Here is a 19,456-nt window from a genome sequence, read left to right as displayed (position 1 = left end):
GACTTACAATGAGTTTTATTAATCAAAAATTAAAAATATACGCTGTAGCCGTCTTAGGTTCAGGAATGTTCCTGGCTTGTGCACAGACAAAAACGGCAACCGCTTCAAAAGCTACAACACAAACTGCAAAATCAGGAAAAGTAGTTCCCACAAACCTGAAATGGTCTGAAAGAATGATGCTTTCTGAAATGCAGAGATTCCCGGAAGCGTGGATGCTCGATTTCAGCAAAAGCCCGAAATGGACGTATCCGTCAGCAATTGTTTTGGATGGTGCTGAACAATTGTACATTAAAACTGGTAAGAAAGAATATTACGATTACATCAGCGGTTTCGGTGAAACTTTGATCAAGGAAGACGGTACAATCGCTACTTACGATCTTGACAAGTACAACATCGACATGCTGAACAGCGGAAACGTACTGCTTTATCTTTACGAAAAAGAGAAAAAAGAAAAATACCTGAAAGCACTTCAAACGCTTCGTTTACAAATCGACGGACAGCCAAGAACGAACGAGGGTTCTTTCTGGCATAAAAAAATATATCCAAACCAGGTTTGGTTAGATGGTTTATACATGGGAATGCCTTTCTACACACACTATACCAAAGATTTTACAAAAGGTGCAGATGCTGCAAAGGCATATGACGATATCGTAATGCAGTTCGACTCTGTTCAGAAAAATCTTTTAGACAAAAAAACAGGATTGCTTTATCACGCCTGGGACGAAAGCAAAGAACAGGCATGGGCAGATAAACAAACCGGACTTTCGCCGAATTTCTGGGGAAGAGCCATGGGTTGGTATGGAATGGCGATGGTAGACGTTTTGGATTATTTACCGAAAGACCATCCGGGAAGAGCGAGAATTATTTCTTACATCAAATCCTATTCTGATGCTGTTATTAAATATCAGGATAAAAAATCAGGACTTTGGTATCAGGTTTTGGATAAGCCATTGGCAAACGGAAACTATGAAGAAGCAACGGCTTCAGCCATGTTTGTGTACACAATGATAAAGTCTGTAAACAAAGGTTATTTGCCAAAATCGTACAAAGCCGCAGCAAAAAAAGGCTACGACGGAATCATCAAAAATCTTATCACTGTTGATGAAAATGGTGTTGTAAATTTAAATAAATGTTGTGCTGTTGCCGGTTTGGGAGGAAAACCTTATAGAGACGGTTCTTACGAATATTACGTGAATGAAGAGATCCGTTCAAACGACGGAAAAGGAACAGGACCGTTTATTTTGGCAAGTTTAGAATTTGAAAAGTAGAATGAATATTTGGGCAGCTTAATCCGCCTTCCACTCCCGCTTTTTTCTGAAAAATCTCCAGGGCTTTTCCCACACCATTTTTCAGAAAAAGAGCTCCGTTCAAGTCGGGCTGCATGCAATTCAACGTATAAAAAGTTTCAAATTTTTGAACAAACTCTGAAATTTAAAACTTCAAGCCTTTGCTGAGCAGAGCGCCTTTGCGAACTTAAAATATACATCAAGTATAAAAAAAATCTTTGTCCCGAAGTTTCGGGATTAAAACAAACCAGATCAAAAATCTGATTTTATGACAAACAAAATTTTAAATATACTTTCAATCACCGCATTTTCCATTGCATCATCATATTTAAATGCACAGGAAAAACCATACGTTTCAGAAGTCTGGACAGCCGATCAGGGGAAAAATTTCAGAAACCCGATCTTATACGCAGATTATTCAGATCCGGACGTTACGCGTGTTGGTGATGATTATTATATGACCGCTTCAAGTTTCAACGAAGCTCCCGGATTGCCTATTCTTCATTCAAAAGATATGGTCAACTGGAAATTGGTCAACTACGCCATTCAGGATGTTTTGCCGAAAGAACATTTTTCCGTTCCAAGAAGAGGTGACGCCGTTTGGGCTCCCGCAATCCGTTTCCACAAAGGCGAATTTTACATTTACTGGGGCGATCCTGATTTCGGAATTTACATGGTAAAAACCAAAGATCCGCTTGGAAAATGGGACGAGCCCGTTTTGGTAATGGAAGGAAAAGGTTTAATCGATTCTTGTCCGTTTTGGGACGAGGACGGACAGGCCTATTTAGTTCACGGCTGGGCAGGAAGCCGCGCCGGAGTGAAAAGTTTGCTGTCATTAAATAAAATGAATCCTGAAGGAACAAAAGTTTTGGATAAAGGCGTTCATATTTTCGATGGTCACGATGCTCATCCAACAGTTGAAGGTCCAAAAATGTATAAAAGAAACGGCTACTACTACATTTTCGCTCCGGCGGGAGGTGTGGCTACAGGTTGGCAATTGGTTTTAAGATCAAAAAATATTTACGGTCCTTACGAAGAGAAAATTGTTCTTGAGCAGGGAAAAACAAAAATCAACGGTCCGCATCAGGGAGCGTGGGTAGATACGCCTTCAGGTGAAGACTGGTTTTATCATTTTCAGGATGTGGATGCAGGTGGAAGAATTGTGCATTTGCAACCAATGAAATGGGAAAAAGATTGGCCTGCCATGGGAATCGACAACGATAAAAATGGCATCGGCGAACCGGTTTTAACATATAAAAAACCAAACGTCGGGAAAACTTATCCTGTCGTAACTCCAGCTGAAACTGATGAATTTGATGGTGAAAAATTAGGTTTGCAATGGCAATGGAGCGCCAACGAAAACATCGTTTGGTCATCCAAACTTCCGGGACAGAAATTCCTGAGATTATTCTCCATGAAAATGGCTGAAAACGATAAAAATCTTTGGAACGTTCCGAATCTTCTGACTCAAAAATTTCCCGCTCCGAATTTTGTGGCTTCCACGAAAGTTAAGTTAACTCCCGAAGATGCCAAAGAAGGAAAAACTGCCGGACTTTTAATTATGGGAATGGATCACGCATCGATTGTCATCACCAACAAAACCGATGGATATTATGTTCAGTTGAGAAAAGCAGAAAAGGCTGAAAAAGGTGGCGAAGAAAAAGTTTTATTTGAAACCAAATTAAAATCAAACGAAGCTTATTTTAAAGTAAATGTCAGCGAACCTAACGGAATCTGTACATTCAGTTACAGTGAAAATGGTAAAAATTTTATCAAAGTTGGCGAACTTTTTCAGGCAAAACCCGGAAAATGGATTGGTGCAAAAGTGGGATTATATTCTGTAAGCACACAGAAAGCAAACCGCGGTGGCTATGCAGATTTTGAATATTTCAGAATAACAAAAAATTAGATATTTCCCACAGACTTCACGGATTTTCACAGATTTTATTGAAGGTTAATTTTCAAATTATGTGCATTCATCTGCGAAAATCTTTGGGAGAATGAAAAAAATCAACAGAAAAATAAAAAGATATAACGATATGAAGAAGTCATTCAAAATAATAGGTCTTGTCGCGGCAATGATGTTTTCGGGACAATTCTACGCTCAAAATACAGATATTTACAAAGGAATTGAGTTTAAAATGCCTAAAGTGGTAGAAACTTCTTTCGCAGCAAATACCGTATCGATCAAGGATTTTGGAGGTGTTGCAGGTGGAAGTGTAAAAAATACGGAAGCTTTCAAAAAAGCAATCGACGCTTTGGTAAAAAAAGGTGGTGGTAAACTAGTCGTTCCAAGAGGTCTTTGGTTGACAGGCCCTATCGTTTTGCAAAGCAACATCAATCTTCATGTGGAAGACGGTGCGATGATTATTTTCAGTACAGACAAAAGCGATTATCCTTTGGTAGACGTGAGTTTTGAAGGTTTAAATACAATCCGCTGTCAGTCTCCGATCTCTGCAAGAAATGCTAAAAACATCGCCATCACAGGAAAAGGAGTAATCGACGGAAGCGGTGACGCGTGGAGAGCAGTGAAAAAATCAAAATTATCTGAAGTGGAATGGAAAAAATTCGTTGCATCAGGCGGAATTGTTTCCAAAGACGGTAAAACATGGTACCCTTCAGAAAGCTATAAAAAAGGATTTGAAGGCAGCTCAAGCTTCAATGTTCCCGATAAAATCAACAAATCTGAACTGGAATCTGTAAAAGATTTCCTTCGTCCGGTAATGGTGAGCATCGTTGGTTGTGATCAGGTACTTTTGGACGGCCCAACTTTCCAGAATTCTCCGGCTTGGAATCTTCATCCACTGATGACTTCTAATTTAATTTTAAGAAATCTTACCGTTAGAAACCCTTGGTATTCTCAAAATGGTGACGGTGTAGATCTAGAATCTTGTAAAAATGTTCTGATCTACGACAATACTTTCGACGTGGGTGACGATGCGATCTGCATTAAATCCGGGAAAAATGAAGACGGAAGAAAAAGAGGAATGCCAACTGAAAACGTAATCATCAAAAATAATATGGTTTATCACGGTCACGGTGGTTTCGTAATTGGAAGTGAAATGTCTGGTGGAGCAAGAAACATGCACGTTTCAGACTGTACTTTCATCGGAACAGACATCGGTCTTCGTTTTAAAACTACCCGTGGAAGAGGTGGTGTTGTTGAAAATATTTATATTAAAAACATCGATATGATCAACATCCCAACGCAGACGATAGGTTTTAATATGTTCTACGAAGGTGCTTCACCTGTTTTGGAAGACGGACAAAAAGCTGAAGGCAACAAAGCCCCTGAAAAAGTATACCCGGTAACGGAAGAAACTCCGGTTTTCAGAAATATTTACTTTAAAAATATCACAGCAACCAATTCTGACGAGGCAATTACTTTATTCGGTCTGGCAGAAATGAATCTTAAAAATATCGTGATTGAAGATTCTCAGTTTGAAACCAAAAAAGGTTTATCAATCGTTGATGCAGACGGGATTCAATTGAAAAATGTGAAACTGAAATACACCGAAGGAATGGGAGCAACCATTCTCAACAGTAAAAATATTGACTTGACAGGCCTGCAGCTGGAATCAACTCAAAAACCAACCATCAAAGTTTTGGGAGCAAAAACCACATCGGTAAAACTTCCGAAAGACGTAAAAGGCGAGCAATTAAGTATCTCGAAAGAGATTGCAAAGAATGCGGTGAAGTAATTTGATATTTGAAGTTTGAGATTTGAGATTCGGGATTAGAGATTCGAACACAAAAGAAATTTAAAGTTTGATGTTAAAGTCCTGAAAGGACGTTCTAATATAGGATAGGATGAAATCCTATCAAAATGACAATATTAGAGTTGAAATTTCACGTAAGAGAAAAATTTTAATTTTTCAACTGATGTGTTCTTAAATATTTTCAAAGATGTAAACTTCAAAGTCACTCATGTGTCAAAAAACTTTTGTGCCTTTTGTGGTTAAACTAAAAAGTTTGCGGTCAAACAAAACCAAATTAATTTTAAAAATGAGTTTTCACAAACTATATTTTCTTTTTGTTTTTTTTGTAGGAGCTATAGCATTCGGTCAGACAAAGCCGAATGCTACTCCTTACACAAACGAAGCAACATACGAAAAACTTAAAAAGAAACATCCGTTCATCACCCCTTTGAACAGACCGGTTCCGCCCAACATCGGGATCGATAAAGATGTAGAATATGCCAACATCAACGGACTTTCCCTGAAAGCCGATATCTACTACCCTCTCGACAAATCCAAAAAACATCCGGCAGTCGCAATGGTTCACGGTGGTGGCTGGATTTCAGGAAGTAAGGAAAACGAAAAATACATGGCTCAGGAGTTGGCTGCCAAAGGCTATGTCGCCATTGCGGTCGGTTACCGTTTAAGCGAAGTTGCAAAATTTCCTGCAGCAATTGATGATGTGAGCAATGCGATTAAATATTTAAAGAAAAACAAAAAGAAATATTCTGTAGACCCCAAAAAGATCGCAATTTTGGGAGAATCAGCCGGAGCGCAAATCGCAACTTTGGTAGGAGTTCAAAAAAAGAATAAAATTCAGGCAATTGTCAACATCGATGGCATTGTTTCCTTCATCCATCCCGAAGCTGAAGAAAGCACTTACGCAGCCTTCTGGTTGGGCGGTGACAGAGATGTAAATCTTAAAAACTGGACAGAAGCTTCCCCATTGGAATACGTTGACAAAAACACAGCTCCTATTCTGTTCATCAATTCTTCTCAACCCCGCTTCCATGCAGGACGGGATGACATGATGAAAAAATTAAAAAGCTACGGAACTTTCACAGAATATCACGAAATCAAAGATACTCCGCACTCCTTCTGGTCTGCTGAACCATGGTTCACAGAAACCTTGAATTTAACAGTGGATTTTTTAGATAAAACGTTGAAGTAAATTGGGGTTAAGGTTTAGGCAAAATTTAAACGCAAAGATTTATTTTAATTGAAAACATTTAGGGAGCAAAGAATAATCAATAAATTGATTTTAAGCTAATGTTTATTTTCAAGCTTAAGCGACTTGTTCACATCCTTTGCTCCTTTAACATTTACAGCAAGAAATTAAATCTTTGCGTTAAAAAATTAAGAATCAATCGTAAAATGTATTTATGAAAAAACTACTTTTAATTCTCATCATTTCAGCAACCAATTTTGTATTGGCTCAAAACAATCCATATATTACCGTAACCGTGGCGCAGGACGGCAGCGGGCAGTTCAAATCCATTCAACAGGCCATTACATCCATCAGAGATTTCGGGCCTTCTGAAGCTTTGGTTCAAATAAAAGCCGGAAAGTATAATGAGAAGATCGTTATTCCATCTTCAAAACATAAAATCACTTTACAGGGTGAGAGTAAAGAAAATACAATCATTACCAACGACGATTATTCAGGCAAGATGGATGCTTTAAACCAAAAAATGACGACTTTCAATTCGTACACGCTGTTGGTAATGTCTGATGATGTGAAAATTTCGAACCTCACCATAAAAAATTCGTCATGCAATCAGGGACAGGCTGTTGCACTACATGTGGAAGGTGACCGTTTTACCGTGAAAGATTCTAGGATTTTAGGCTGTCAGGATACGGTTTATACAGGCGGAAATCACAGCAGGCAATACTATGAAAACTGCTTTATTGAAGGAACAACCGACTTTATTTTTGGTTCGGCAACGGTGATTTTCAAAAACTGTACGATAAAAAGTTTGGCCAATTCTTATATCACAGCAGCATCCACAGACCAAAGCAAAGAATTTGGATATGTATTTTTCGATTGCAAATTAATTGCGGAAGAAGGCACCAACAAAGTATTTTTAGGCAGACCGTGGAGACCGTACGCAAAAACCGTTTTCATCAACACCGAAATGGGCAGCCACATACTTCCTGAAGGCTGGAACCCATGGAAAGGCGACAAAATGTTCCCCGACAAAGACAAAACCGCATACTATGCAGAATACAACAACAAAGGCGAAGGCGGAAATACTTCTCAAAGAGTTGCGTGGTCGCATCAGTTGACAAAAAAAGAAGCAAAAAGATATACCATTAAAAATATTTTCGGCGACTGGAATCCGAGTATGAGTAATAAGTAATTGGTAATGAGCAATCTCAAAGCCATTTTAAATATAATAGTTAGTATTAGCGATGTCATGCTGAGCCTGTCGAAGCATTTCAAAACAGTAAAACCATACTATGAAAAGTTATTTTACCGCAAAAGAAACAAAAGACGTTTGAGAATGATAGATAATCAAAAGTTTGCAAAATGGAACTTTTTACATTTTGTAAACTTTTGACAGTCTTATTTTAATTATTTCTTTTGATTCTTTTGCGGTTTAAAATTTTATACATTAAATAAAAAATTAAAATGAAAAAAATACTTTTAGTCCTAAGCATCATAATTTCAGCATTATCGACAGCTCAGAAAAAACCAACCTTATTTTTAATCGGCGACTCCACAATGTCCAATAAAGACAATCCTGATAAAAACCCGGAACACGGTTGGGGACAGGTTTTAGGACAATTCATGACCAACGGAATTGAAATTCAGAACCACGCCATGAACGGAAGAAGCTCAAAAAGTTTCAGAACCGAAGGACGTTGGGATAAAGTGGAAAAACAATTGAAAAAAGGAGATTTCGTAGTCATACAGTTCGGTCATAACGATCAGAAATTGAAAGATTCTACAAAATTTACAAATCCTCATACACAGTACAGAGCCAATCTTGAGCGATATGTGAATGAGACCAGAGCAAAAGGAGCAACACCCATTCTGATGACTTCCATTACCAGAAGAAACTTCAACGAAAACGGCGTTTTAATTGATACACACACCGATTATCCTTTGGTGGTAAGAATGGTGGCGAATGACATGAAAGTCGCGTTTGTAGACATGCAATTACTGACCGAACAGATGGAGATTGCTGCAGGTCCTGAGAAATCGAAACTGCTTCACCTCTATTTCAAAGCAGGTGAAAATGCATATTATGAAAAAGACAAAGCAGATGACACGCATTTATCAAAACTGGGAGCTGAAACGGTTGCCAAACTGGCTACAAAGTTTTTAAAGAACTTAAAGACAGGTTTGGAAAAATATATTAAATAGATGTCCCACAGATCGCACAGATTTTCACAGATTTAATTTCAAAAAAATCATTATTTTACGTAAAAAATTTAATAAAATAACAAATCAATGTTTGTAGGATGGAATCAACAGTTCGCTCCTCTGGAGCTTTGTTTTGGGTACTTTATTCTTTTTCTACTAACAGTCAATCCCGATGGGATTATATTCAGCTCCATGGGAGCGAAATGTTAATAGAAAACAGCTATGTTGAGAATTCAAGCTCCAGAGGAGCGACCTGATAGTTGTATTTAATTTTTATCGAACAGCTTATAAAATCTACTAATATTTAATATATACAATAGAAAAATCAATACAATGAATTTCAAAAAAGAACCTTTTTTCGATGGCAATTCCGAATGGGAAGATTTAGGAGATGGTGTTTCCAGACAATTTGTGGGATACAATTCTCAGGTGATGATGGTCATCGTTAAATTTGAAAAAAATGCGATTGGAACTTTACATCAGCATTTTCATTCGCAAATCACATACGTTGCGGAAGGAAAGTTTGAAGTGACCGTTGACGGTGAAACCAAAATCCTACAAAAAGGCGACGGTTTTTTTGCCCAACCCAATATTTTTCATGGCGTAAAATGTCTTGAAGCAGGAAAACTAGTTGATGCGTTCACACCGTTTAGAGAAGATTTTTTAATTGGCTAAATTCAAAATACTCAAACCTAACAGGTTTTTAAAACCTGTTAGGTTTTTTTTAACAGTAAGCTTTAAATAAGTTATGAAGAAAGCAATTTTCATCTTAATTATTTTACTTTTTGCGCAAGTTTCTGCTCAGGAAAAACTTCTATTTTGGCCAAAAGGTGAAATGCCCAACTCGAAAATTTTGGTTTCAAAGACCAAAAAGAAAAAAGAATTGGCAGAACTGAAAGAAGCTGAACTTTTTGCATTTTTGCCTCCCGTAAAGGAGAGAAATCAGAAGTCCGTTATCATCATTCCCGGCGGTGGTTATTCAAAACTGACTTATGATGAAGGGGCTTTTCAAATCGCAAAATGGATGAACACTTTGGGAATTTCCGCATTTGTTTTAAACTACAGATTGCCTACCTCAACCGATTTAATTCAGAGAGAAATTGCGCCTTTGCAGGATATTCAGGCTTCCATCAAATACATCAGAAAAAATGCAGACCAGTGGGAAATTTCTCCCGATCTGGTAGGCGTTGTGGGAACCTCAGCAGGCGGACATTTGGCGACAATGGCGAGCAATATTTCTAAAGATTATACCGAGTTAAAAGGTGATTGGTCAGAAATTTCCACCATCCCGAATTTTGCTGTTCTTTTTTGTCCGGTCATCGACTTTGGGGAATTTGTACATAAGGGAAGTCGTGAAAGTTTGCTCGGAGAAAACGCTTCTTCAGAAAAAATTGCAGAATTTTCGATGCAAAATAGAGTAACGGAAAAGACGCCACCTACCATTTTATTTCACAATCAGGATGATACCGCCGTTCCGCCGATGAACAGCATTCTTTATTTCAAAGCGATGATAACAAATAAGGTAAAAGGTTCAATATTTATTTTTCCTAAAGGTGGCCACCGTTTTTTTGTGACTGATAAAGATCCGATCAACGAAAACTGGAAAAAACTGTGTGCAGACTGGCTTTTTAGTATGGGTAATAAGTAATGGGTAATGAGTAATTCATTTGGGCAGCTATTCCGCCTTCCACTCCCGCTTTTTTATTCGTCTTTCCTCCTCACAAAAAGAGCTCCGTTCAAGTCGGGCTGCGGATTTGTCATCAAAACAAATTTGTTATTAATTAAAAAAGTGTCAGTAATTCAGATTTAAACAAATTTTAATCAATGAAAAACTTCATCCTTATATTCAGCATTTTTATTGGAATTCAAATTTCAGCTCAACAGAAAATAGCAGTTTGGGAACAAGGTACAATGCCCAATTCCAAAGGTTTAAAATTAAACATTATTGAAGAAAAAGAAGGACGGATTACACAGATTCAGGAAGCTGAACTGTTCGCTTTTCTGCCTGCCAAAGAAGAGAGAAAAAAGATGGCTGTCATCATTATTCCCGGTGGTGGCTACAGACATTTAACTTACGATTTGGGCGGATATTCGTACGCAAAATGGCTCAACACATTAGGAATTTCAGCATTTGTTTTAAACTACCGCTTACCTACTTCTCCGGATTTAAAACAGAGAGAAATTGGTCCATTGCAGGATATTCAGGCCGCAATTAAACTAATCAGAAAAAATGCTAGTCAGTACGGAATTTCACCTGATCAGATTGGAGTTTTAGGAACTTCTGCGGGTGGACATCTGGCGGCAATGGTAAGTAATATTCCGACTGATTATACTGAATTGAAAAGTGAATGGATAGGTGTTTCAACACTTCCAAATTTTGCCATTTTGGTTTCTCCCGTGATTGATCTGGGAGAATTTGCTCATAAAGGAAGCCGCAACAATCTTTTAGGAGAAAATGCTTCTTACGAAAAAATCAAAGAATATTCAATGCAAAATAGCGTGACCGAAAAAACACCACCAACCATTTTATTTCATGCTCAAAATGACAATGCCGTACCAGTAATCAACTCAATTTTATATTACGAAGCGATGAATAAAAATAAAGTTAAAGGAGCCCTGTTTATTTTCCCGGAAGGTGAACACAACATCGGAATTTCAAATAAAACTGAATTGACAGATAACTGGAAGAAAATCTGTGCAGACTGGCTTAGGAATATGAATAATAAATAATTGGTGAGTAATAATTAAATACTTATTAAAAAACTTAAATCAAATAATGCTAAAAATCATTCAACATAAAATAATCTTACTGGCTTGCGGAACGGTGATTTCTATATCAACTTTTGCACAACAGAATCTTAAATTAACTTACAACAAGCCCGCTGAAAACTGGAACGAAGCACTTCCCATCGGAAACGGAAGATTGGGAGCAATGGTTTTTGGTGGCGTAGCTCAGGAGCATCTTCAGCTCAATGAGGAGACAATCTGGGCGGGCGAACCAGGAAATAATGTCCCGAAAAACACGTTCGACAGTATTCAAAAAGTTCGTCGACTGATTAGTGATGGACAGTTTGAAAAAGCACAGGATTTAACCAATATAACCTATCCGCGACAAGCTCCGAAAGATCTGAATTACGGAATGCCGTATCAGACGATGGGCGATCTTTTTTTAGATTTTAAAGGTCATGAAAATTTTAAAAACTACGGCCGGACTTTAGATATTGAAAAAGCAATAAGCACGGTTTCTTACGAAGTGAATGGTGTGACTTTTAAACGTGAAATTTTCTCATCATTTGCCGATAATGTGGTGGTGATTAAACTTTCCTCAAGCAAAAAAGGTAGTCTAAATTTCTCTGTCAATGCCTCTACTCCACACAAAATCAATTCTATTTTCACAGAGAAAAATCAATTGGTCATTAATGGAACAAGTGGTTCTGTGGACAATAAAACCGGGAAAATTAATTTTAAAACTATTGCAGTTCCAGTTTTAAAAGGTGGAAAATTGACCTCAACAAAAGACAAGCTTGAAATTACCACTGCAGATGAAGTTGTAATTTATGTTTCTATTGCAACTAATTTTAAAAAATATAATGACCTTTCAGGAAATCCAGACGCAAGAGTTTCAGAATATTTAAATAAGGCTTTAAACAAAAAATATAATGATGAATTAAAGGCTCATATTGAAAAATACCAGAAATATTTCAAGCGTGTCAGTTTAGATTTAGGAATAACCGAACAAGCTAAGAAAACAACCGATATAAGAATTAAAGAATTTGGAAATTCACAAGATCCGGATTTGGTAGCTTTATACTTCCAGTTTGGACGTTACCTTTTGATTTCTTCCTCTCAACAGGGAACGCAGCCAGCCAATCTGCAAGGCATCTGGAATTATCAGCTGAATCCGGCTTGGGACAGCAAATATACGGTCAACATCAATACAGAAATGAATTACTGGCCTGCCGAAAATACCAACCTCAGCGAAATGCACGAGCCATTGTTTGATATGATTCAGGATTTGTCTGTGACAGGAAAAGAATCTGCCAAAGAAATGTACAAAGCAAGAGGCTGGAATATGCATCACAACACCGATCTTTGGCGAATCACGGGAGTCGTTGATGGCGGCTTCTACGGAATGTGGCCGATGGGCGGAGCGTGGCTTACTCAACACGTTTGGAACCACTATCTATACACCGGAGACAAGGAATTTTTAAAGAAAAATTATGAAGCTCTAAAAGGTTGTGCGTTGTTTTACTTAGACGTTCTTCAACAGGATCCTTCAAAAAAATATCTCGTGGTGTCGCCATCAATGTCGCCGGAAAATAAATACTTCAAAAACGTAAGCATCACTGCGGGAACGACAATGGACAACCAGTTGGTTTTTGATGTATTCAATAATTTCATCAATGCATCAAAAATTTTAAATCAGGATAAAAATCTTTCCGATAAAGTGAAATCGGCTTTGTCAAAACTTCCGCCAATGCAGATCGGGCAACATGCTCAACTTCAGGAATGGCTGACTGATATGGATCGAACGGATGACAAACACAGACATATTTCGCATCTGTACGGCTTATTTCCCTCGGGACAGATTTCACCGTTGAGAAACGCTGAACTGGCTGAAGCTGCAAAAAATTCAATGATTTACCGTGGCGATAAATCCACAGGCTGGTCGATGGGCTGGAAAGTGAACTGGTGGGCAAGATTATTGGATGGAAACCGTGCTTTTAAACTCATTTCAGACCAGTTGACTCCCGCTCCACTCGAAACAAAAGGCCAGTCTGGAGGAACCTATCCGAATCTTCTGGATGCACATCCGCCGTTTCAGATTGATGGAAATTTCGGCTGTACTTCCGGCATTGCTGAAATGCTTTTGCAAAGCTATGACGGATACATTTACCTGTTGCCTGCACTTCCCGATGCATTGCCAAACGGCTCTGTGAAAGGTCTGAAAGCAAGAGGCGGTTTTGAAATCGATATGGACTGGAAAAATTCCAAACTGACCAAACTGGTTATAAAATCTTCTTTAGGTGGAAATGCAAGAATAAGAGTGGCGAAAGGTCTAAATTTAAAATCGAAAACAAATTTCACCTCAGCAAAAGGGTCAAACTCCAACGAATATTATGAAGTGGATGTTATTAAAACGCCTTTAAAATCGGCCAAAGCAGAGCTGAAAGATTTTGCAGTTCCGGAAACAGAAATGTTTGATTTTAAAACTGAAAAAGGCGGAGTTTACAGTTTTGAAGCGAAGTAGATTTGCACAGATTTCACGCATTTTCACAGATCTTTTTGTTGCCACGAATACACGAATTTTTAATATAATTTTAGGTAAAAGTAATCGAAGAAAAAATCAGCACGATCCGCAAAATCCGCGTGAGCTGGAAACATAAGAAATCCTGATGCAGTCAAGCGTCAGGATTTGTTTTTAGATCAAACCACATAGGTTTTGAAAACCAATGAGGTTTCTTTAATTATTGCGAAAGTTTATTTCTCTTCAACCATTTTGGATAATCATTCTCAATGAGTTTTGTTCCCGCCTCATTGTACCAGCTGTAGCCCATTCTACGCTCTTCAGAAACCTCTTCATAATTAAATTTCACACTTCCGTCTCGGTCACCGAAAACAGGTTTGTTTGTTGGAATATCATAAAATCTCGCCCAAACTGCTGAGCCTTCTTTTTTGCTCAGTGTACGGATTGGTTTATCATTTTCTTTCGAAACACTGTAGGTGTACCCTTCAATTTTACTCGCCTTAAACCATTCAACTGCCGCCCTTACAGATTTTTCAATTTCCGGAGTTACGGGCTGCATCATCAGAAACTTCACAATGTTCACAGATTCTCCGGTTGCCAGAGACATCGGTTCAAAGGCTCTCGCTTTTTCAGGAACTAAAGTCACTTCGTTGTATTGGTCTGCCCAGATGGAAAGTTTACCGTTTTGCATGACCTGAGTTTTTAGAATACAGTCAAGCCCTTTTTGAACGGCAATTTTTGATTTTTCCTTTAATTTTTGATCTACCGCATCGAAACCCTCTTTTCCTTCAGCAACATTGTACAGAACAGTTAACGCGTTGATCATCGCATTGTCATTGTAAGTCACCTGCTTTCTGTAAATCGCAGAGTTTGGAAAATATTGCGGAAATCCACCGTTTTCATACTGCATCGACAGCAAATACTCAATTCCTTTTTCAGCAGATTTCAGGTATGCAGGATTTTTTGTAGTACCGTAAGCTTTTATCAAACCATTAATCTCCTTTGAGGTTGCATTGTTGTCAATTGTCGCAAGATCATTATCGTTGGCCTTGATTATTTTTAAAAGTTTAGCGTCTATCTTTTTAGTGTAGTCTACATTTTTTTTGTCGCTGTTATGTTTTCCCCAACCGCCGTTCGGAAGCTGATACACCATCATTTTTTCGGCTAAAGTATCTTTTACCTGCGCAGAAAATGCTGATGTTATCAGACAAAATGAAGCTACAGTCAGTTTTAAATTGATCATTTTTTTAAATTATTTAAGAGTAATTATAAGCGGATTGGCAACAATTTTCGCCTGCTTCTGCAACAGATTTTCCCAATCTTTTTGAGTTTGAATTTGTCCGCTTTTCTGCCATGCAAAACCTGCGTAATATGTAAGTTTTTTCTGAGGCTTCGTTATAACTAGAAGATTACTCTGGTCCGGTGTTTCAGATTTGAAAGCTACCGATTTTTGAACAATTTTCGGATCTACCACAATTCCCTCGCCCACAAAAGCATCATCTATTTTTTCCCAATGCAGATAATATCCGGCCTGATCATTCAGTTTAGATTCGCCTTCGTTTTTATGTAAAGAAATTCCGACCGTGTAATTGGGAACTTGTTTTTCAGTTTCAAAAGTAGATTCAAATTTAGAAAAATTGGAACCCAAATCAAGAGAAATTCTTTTTGTTTCTTTTACTCCAAATTCACTCCACGGCGCATACGTCAGTTCAAAAACGGTTCTCAGCGGACCTTCTGCAATGGTTTTTGAAGTCACAAAGTTCTGGGAAACCTGCAGTTTTTCGTCTTTCCATATTCCTATTCCTCCCGTTCCACGGCTGTCTCCCACGTGATACGGATCGTAGCCTTCACCTCTTGTGTCTTTGTGATAATACATCGGATCCGTCTGATAACCCTTGTACCATTCATTAATAACAGATTTTTCGGTTCTTTTAAACCAGATATCGACACCGCTGGAAAGTGTGCTTCCTTTCACTTTTGCCAACGCTTCAGCCTGACCTTTCGGGCCATACACTCTGAACGCAATTTTATCATTTTCCCACGTGTAATCGTCAACTCTTTCCGGAACCAATCTGGAATATGTGGTCACTTTACTCTCAGGAATCGGTGTATTTGCATCCGCAATAATTGTGTAAGAGTTTGTTTTCTTCGCATCCAGTTTCGCCTGAAAAAGAAGTACATCATTTTTCCCGTCACCGTCATTATCGATCCACTGAATCGGCAGATATTGGTTTTGGGCGTCTTTTATTCTTAAATCTTCCGCTTTATTTTTCCCTAAAAATACTTTCAATTGCTTAGTTGAAACAGAAACGACTTCATTTCTGGCAAAATCCTGAGTGTTTTTAACCTGAATTGAAGTCTGCGCATTCATAAAATTTGCAGCAATGCAAACGATTGCACAACTCAAACCCAGTTTCCATTTTTTTTGTCTGAACATAAAATGTAGTTTTATCAAAAGTAAAAATATTCTGAGTATTTATTAGATTTAAAACCTTAAATATTTCTTAAAAGTCATTTCAACTTCTCCCGATATTATTTAACGGATAAATCTTCATCTGTCAAACTGATGTGGTGTTTCAAATTTTAAACTGAAATTCTGTGAAATTATCAGCATTTGTGTAATCAGACTGAACTTCCAACACAAAACCAATTAAAATTTTCATAATTTTAAACACCAATTAAATCCAATGAAAGAGAATCCCGAATTTTACGAAATACAGCGCTTCAGACAATGGTGGCTTTGGTTGATTATTTTTTTTGTACTCGGATTTTCTGCGTACAACTCCTATGAAAATGCAGAATATTTCTCCCGCACAGAGTTGATAATTTCAACTGCTGTTCCTGTTGTGATTTTCTTTTTATTTTTCATCATTAAACTGGAAACTAAAATTGATCATTTGGGCATAAGGGTTCGGCTTTTTCCTTTTCATCTGCAGTTCAAATATTTTCCATGGAAAAACATTGACAAAGCATTCATCCGGCAATATTCTCCGCTTATGGATTATGGTGGCTGGGGTTTAAGAATTATATCTTTTGGAAGAGGAAAAGCCTATAATATCTCAGGAAATATGGGGTTGCAACTGGTTTTTAAGGATGGGAAGAAACTGTTGATTGGGACACAGAAAGCAGTGGAGATGAAGCAATTTTTGGAGGAGATAAAAAATCTTAGTAGAAAATATTAAATGAAATATATAAAAAAATACTTTCTGATCTGGTGGATTCCAATAATTGCCTATTTGATTCCTTATGTTATTTTGGAATTGGGAATGATTCTGAAAAAAGACAATGTTGTAGATCTTGCTTTGGGCATTTTCTATCTCAATGTTTTGGGTAACATAATTTCTGCGCTTGTTCAAATCGTTATTAAAAAATGGTATTTACTGTTTCCTCAAATGATAATTTCGGCATTTTTGTTCTTTTCCGTTTCAATGTATTTTACATTTTCACCACCCGATTTTTATGGCGCAGACAAAACAATTCCAAAAAATATAAAATTTGAAATACCTGTTGACAAAGAAATCACGGTACAAGATTTAAAGCTAAACGATTTTAGATTATCAGAAATTTCGCAGCCCGGTATTTATAATTTTTACATTAATCATCAACCAAAAGTTGCAGGATATTTTTACATCAAAGCATATGAAATAACTTCAAACGACAGATTGTCAGAAGAACGGATAAACGAACGTTCGAAAATTGTTATGGAAAAACCTTCAGAAAAGATTTACACCGGAGAATTTGCAATTTATGAAGGCTCATGGGGAGATAAATATGGAGCGAGAATTGAACTTTGGTACAAGCCAAATAATGATAAAGAATATAAAGTGAATCAGAAAAATTATATTGTTGAAGGATGGATGCGATGAATTTCATTTCACCGAAATTTCATTAACCTCAGAATAATTTCTACGATAAATTTACTTCAAATCCTTTTTAATCACCAGATACTTCAAATCCTTATCTCCCGCATTACTAATTCCATGCTCTGAATTGGGTGGACAATACAAACTCGTATTTGGGCCGACTTCCACAGTTATACCGTTGAGATAAAACGCAGCCTTTCCTTCCAGAATATAAAAAAATTCCTCCTCAGGATGTCGGTGTGGCGCGTGGGTAGATTTTCCGGGTTCTACAATACTCATTTTCAAAGTATTTTCTTCAGTGAATTTCTTATCAGCAAACCAATATTGATAACCGGAATTTGTTTTTTTCGCTTTCGACAGATCAAACTCATTGACACAGTTTTCTATCGTGTAATTGATTGGTTCTTTCTTATTTTCAACTTTTTGGGCATTTACATTCTGCTGAAACAGAAAACTGATGATGATGGCCGGTATAATTTGGGGTAACTTTTTCATTTTTAATAATATGAAAAAAAATCTGATAATAATGATTCCGCTATCACTTATTTGGTAGCAGATGATTTATAAAGTGGAACTCTATTGTCTCTGGAATTTTTAATGACCGGATTATTACTGATAAAAACCTCTCCTGTTTTAATATTTTTTAACGAAATATTATCATATTCTCCCATAATCTTTAAAGTCAAGTTTTGCTTAAAATCTTTATTTGTCAAAACTATTTTGTCATAATCGATATTCACTTTTAATGGAATTTCATCGGAAATTCTTCTCTTAAAATTTGTCTTATATAAGTCGTGATCTACAAGCTGTACCTCTTCAGGTACATAAACCATGCTGAGATATGCCAGCTTTTCGTTTTTGAAAGTTAAGACTTTTATTATTGTTGTCTCAGGCTTCAAAACTTTGATTTTTTCAGTGTTTAAAATGTAAGTATACGAGGCATTCTCATCATATACCACATGATATCTTTTTGATTCAACTTTTACTTCTGGAGGATTTTCTTTTTTTTGCGAAAAAATGGGATTATAAAATATCGAGAGAAGAAATAATGCGATTAACTTGTTCATACTTTAAAATTTCATTAATAAACTTCCAATTTTCCTGTAGTTTTTGAACGGTATAATTGTAAACCATAGGTCTTTATCTTACCTTCCTTGTCCTTCGAAAATAATGGAGATTTCCCTTGTGAGTTAGTTAAACTGACAACTTTATTATTAGGATGAATTAAAAGTTTATACTCTGATAATAATTGCATAAATCCTTTTGATGATGATGCCCTTTGCTGAAGACTGCTTAAATATTCCTTTTTTTTAGTATCATCATAATACATAGATATCATTTCCCTTTCTCTTGATTTTTTATATAAATTCATATATTCTGTGATATTTCCACTGTTAATAAAAGAACTTACTTTTTCATATTCTGAAACTACCGCTTTGAGAAGCTCTTCCGGTTTCTCATCTTTTAAATCTTTTGCATCACTTAAAGTAGAAATATCAAAGGGAACTTCTGCGTCAAATGTCCAAGTATCCATTAGAGATTCAACTGCTTTGTCTGACTGAGGAAAAGAACATCTCATAACTTTATGTATAGGTGATGACTCTCCGTTATCAGTATATACAATATCTATATAATAATCTTTAATTTCTGACGGTAATATTTTGCCTGACGCAGGTTTTAACAATAAAGTGATTGTTTGTTTTCCAGATTTTTCAATAAATGGATTTAAATACTCCAAACCATTTGATACACCATCACTACTATTTCTTTTTATAGATAAACCATTAAAGATTATTTCGAAATCTCCTCTGAAATTGAAATCTGCAAAATACGTTTTCTTCATAATTCCTTTTTTGTAATTATATTCAGTTAATTGCTCTTTTGTTTTTATACTTTCTTTGTTTCCACATGAAATGAAAAGCACGATAATTAATATTGCAACTTGTTTCATA

The 19,456-nt window shown here is 36.8% G+C and carries 17 protein-coding genes; 12 read left to right on the top strand and 5 right to left on the bottom strand.

Annotation, left to right across the window (positions count from 1 at the left end):
- The first annotated feature begins 8 nt into the window (after positions 1-8).
- The 10 genes from ASG31_RS16205 (at position 9) to ASG31_RS16160 (ending at position 13,644) form a co-directional block, all read left to right on the top strand.
- Entirely contained in the window at positions 9-1,268 is a 1,260-nt protein-coding gene (locus ASG31_RS16205) for a glycoside hydrolase family 105 protein (protein WP_056035150.1), read from the top strand.
- Positions 1,269-1,554: 286 nt separating this feature from the next.
- Entirely contained in the window at positions 1,555-3,195 is a 1,641-nt protein-coding gene (locus ASG31_RS16200) for a glycoside hydrolase 43 family protein (RefSeq protein ID WP_056035147.1), read from the top strand.
- Between the two features lie 91 nt (positions 3,196-3,286).
- Positions 3,287-4,987, top strand: coding sequence for a glycoside hydrolase family 28 protein (locus ASG31_RS16195; RefSeq protein WP_231433782.1), 1,701 nt, complete (start codon positions 3,287-3,289; stop codon positions 4,985-4,987).
- A gap of 304 nt (positions 4,988-5,291) precedes the next feature.
- On the top strand, positions 5,292-6,194 hold the full coding sequence (locus ASG31_RS16190) for an alpha/beta hydrolase (protein WP_231433783.1): 903 nt from the start codon (positions 5,292-5,294) through the stop codon (positions 6,192-6,194).
- A 211-nt stretch (positions 6,195-6,405) separates the two neighbouring features.
- Positions 6,406-7,383 carry a pectinesterase family protein gene (locus tag ASG31_RS16185; RefSeq protein ID WP_056035146.1) on the top strand — a complete coding sequence of 326 codons (978 nt, stop codon included), beginning with the start codon at positions 6,406-6,408 and terminating at the stop codon, positions 7,381-7,383.
- A 272-nt stretch (positions 7,384-7,655) separates the two neighbouring features.
- On the top strand, positions 7,656-8,393 hold the full coding sequence (locus ASG31_RS16180; protein ID WP_056035142.1) for a rhamnogalacturonan acetylesterase: 738 nt from the start codon (positions 7,656-7,658) through the stop codon (positions 8,391-8,393).
- Between the two features lie 333 nt (positions 8,394-8,726).
- The gene (locus tag ASG31_RS16175; RefSeq protein ID WP_056035141.1) at positions 8,727-9,068 is read left to right on the top strand and encodes a cupin domain-containing protein; all 342 of its coding nucleotides are present in this window, start codon (positions 8,727-8,729) and stop codon (positions 9,066-9,068) included.
- Positions 9,069-9,141: 73 nt separating this feature from the next.
- Positions 9,142-10,041, top strand: coding sequence for an alpha/beta hydrolase (locus ASG31_RS16170; RefSeq protein ID WP_056035138.1), 900 nt, complete (start codon positions 9,142-9,144; stop codon positions 10,039-10,041).
- A gap of 176 nt (positions 10,042-10,217) precedes the next feature.
- Positions 10,218-11,123: an alpha/beta hydrolase gene (locus ASG31_RS16165; protein WP_056035133.1), complete on the top strand. Its 906-nt coding sequence runs from the start codon at positions 10,218-10,220 to the stop codon at positions 11,121-11,123.
- A 46-nt stretch (positions 11,124-11,169) separates the two neighbouring features.
- A complete protein-coding gene (locus ASG31_RS16160; protein WP_056035130.1) occupies positions 11,170-13,644 on the top strand; it encodes a glycosyl hydrolase family 95 catalytic domain-containing protein in 2,475 nt (824 codons plus the stop codon).
- Between the two features lie 217 nt (positions 13,645-13,861).
- Here the strand turns inward: ASG31_RS16160 and pelA are convergent, their stop codons facing one another.
- Entirely contained in the window at positions 13,862-14,884 is a 1,023-nt protein-coding gene (pelA, locus tag ASG31_RS16155; protein ID WP_056035127.1) for a pectate lyase, read from the bottom strand.
- A gap of 9 nt (positions 14,885-14,893) precedes the next feature.
- Entirely contained in the window at positions 14,894-16,078 is a 1,185-nt protein-coding gene (locus ASG31_RS16150; protein WP_056035123.1) for a DUF4861 family protein, read from the bottom strand.
- A gap of 250 nt (positions 16,079-16,328) precedes the next feature.
- On the opposite strand from ASG31_RS16150, the gene ASG31_RS18985 reads away from it, so the two are divergent.
- Together ASG31_RS18985 and ASG31_RS16140 are read left to right on the top strand one after the other, a co-directional pair.
- Positions 16,329-16,823 carry a hypothetical protein gene (locus tag ASG31_RS18985; RefSeq protein WP_056035121.1) on the top strand — a complete coding sequence of 165 codons (495 nt, stop codon included), beginning with the start codon at positions 16,329-16,331 and terminating at the stop codon, positions 16,821-16,823.
- A complete protein-coding gene (locus ASG31_RS16140; protein ID WP_056035118.1) occupies positions 16,824-17,507 on the top strand; it encodes a hypothetical protein in 684 nt (227 codons plus the stop codon).
- A gap of 51 nt (positions 17,508-17,558) precedes the next feature.
- Here ASG31_RS16140 and ASG31_RS16135 read toward each other — a convergent pair whose 3' ends face one another.
- From ASG31_RS16135 to ASG31_RS16125, 3 genes are read right to left on the bottom strand one after another with little or no spacing between them, the layout of a single operon-like run.
- Positions 17,559-17,999: a cupin domain-containing protein gene (locus ASG31_RS16135; RefSeq protein WP_056035115.1), complete on the bottom strand. Its 441-nt coding sequence runs from the start codon at positions 17,997-17,999 to the stop codon at positions 17,559-17,561.
- 47 nt (positions 18,000-18,046) lie between these two features.
- Entirely contained in the window at positions 18,047-18,571 is a 525-nt protein-coding gene (locus tag ASG31_RS16130; RefSeq protein WP_056035112.1) for a hypothetical protein, read from the bottom strand.
- Between the two features lie 14 nt (positions 18,572-18,585).
- Positions 18,586-19,455 (bottom strand): hypothetical protein, encoded by an 870-nt coding sequence (locus ASG31_RS16125; RefSeq protein ID WP_056035109.1) that lies wholly within the window; start codon positions 19,453-19,455, stop codon positions 18,586-18,588.
- Between the last annotated feature and the right edge of the window lies 1 nt (position 19,456).

The sequence above is a fragment of the Chryseobacterium sp. Leaf404 genome, assembly GCF_001424145.1.
In the GTDB taxonomy this organism is placed as follows: domain Bacteria; phylum Bacteroidota; class Bacteroidia; order Flavobacteriales; family Weeksellaceae; genus Chryseobacterium.
This window is presented reverse-complemented; position numbering and strand designations above follow the sequence as displayed.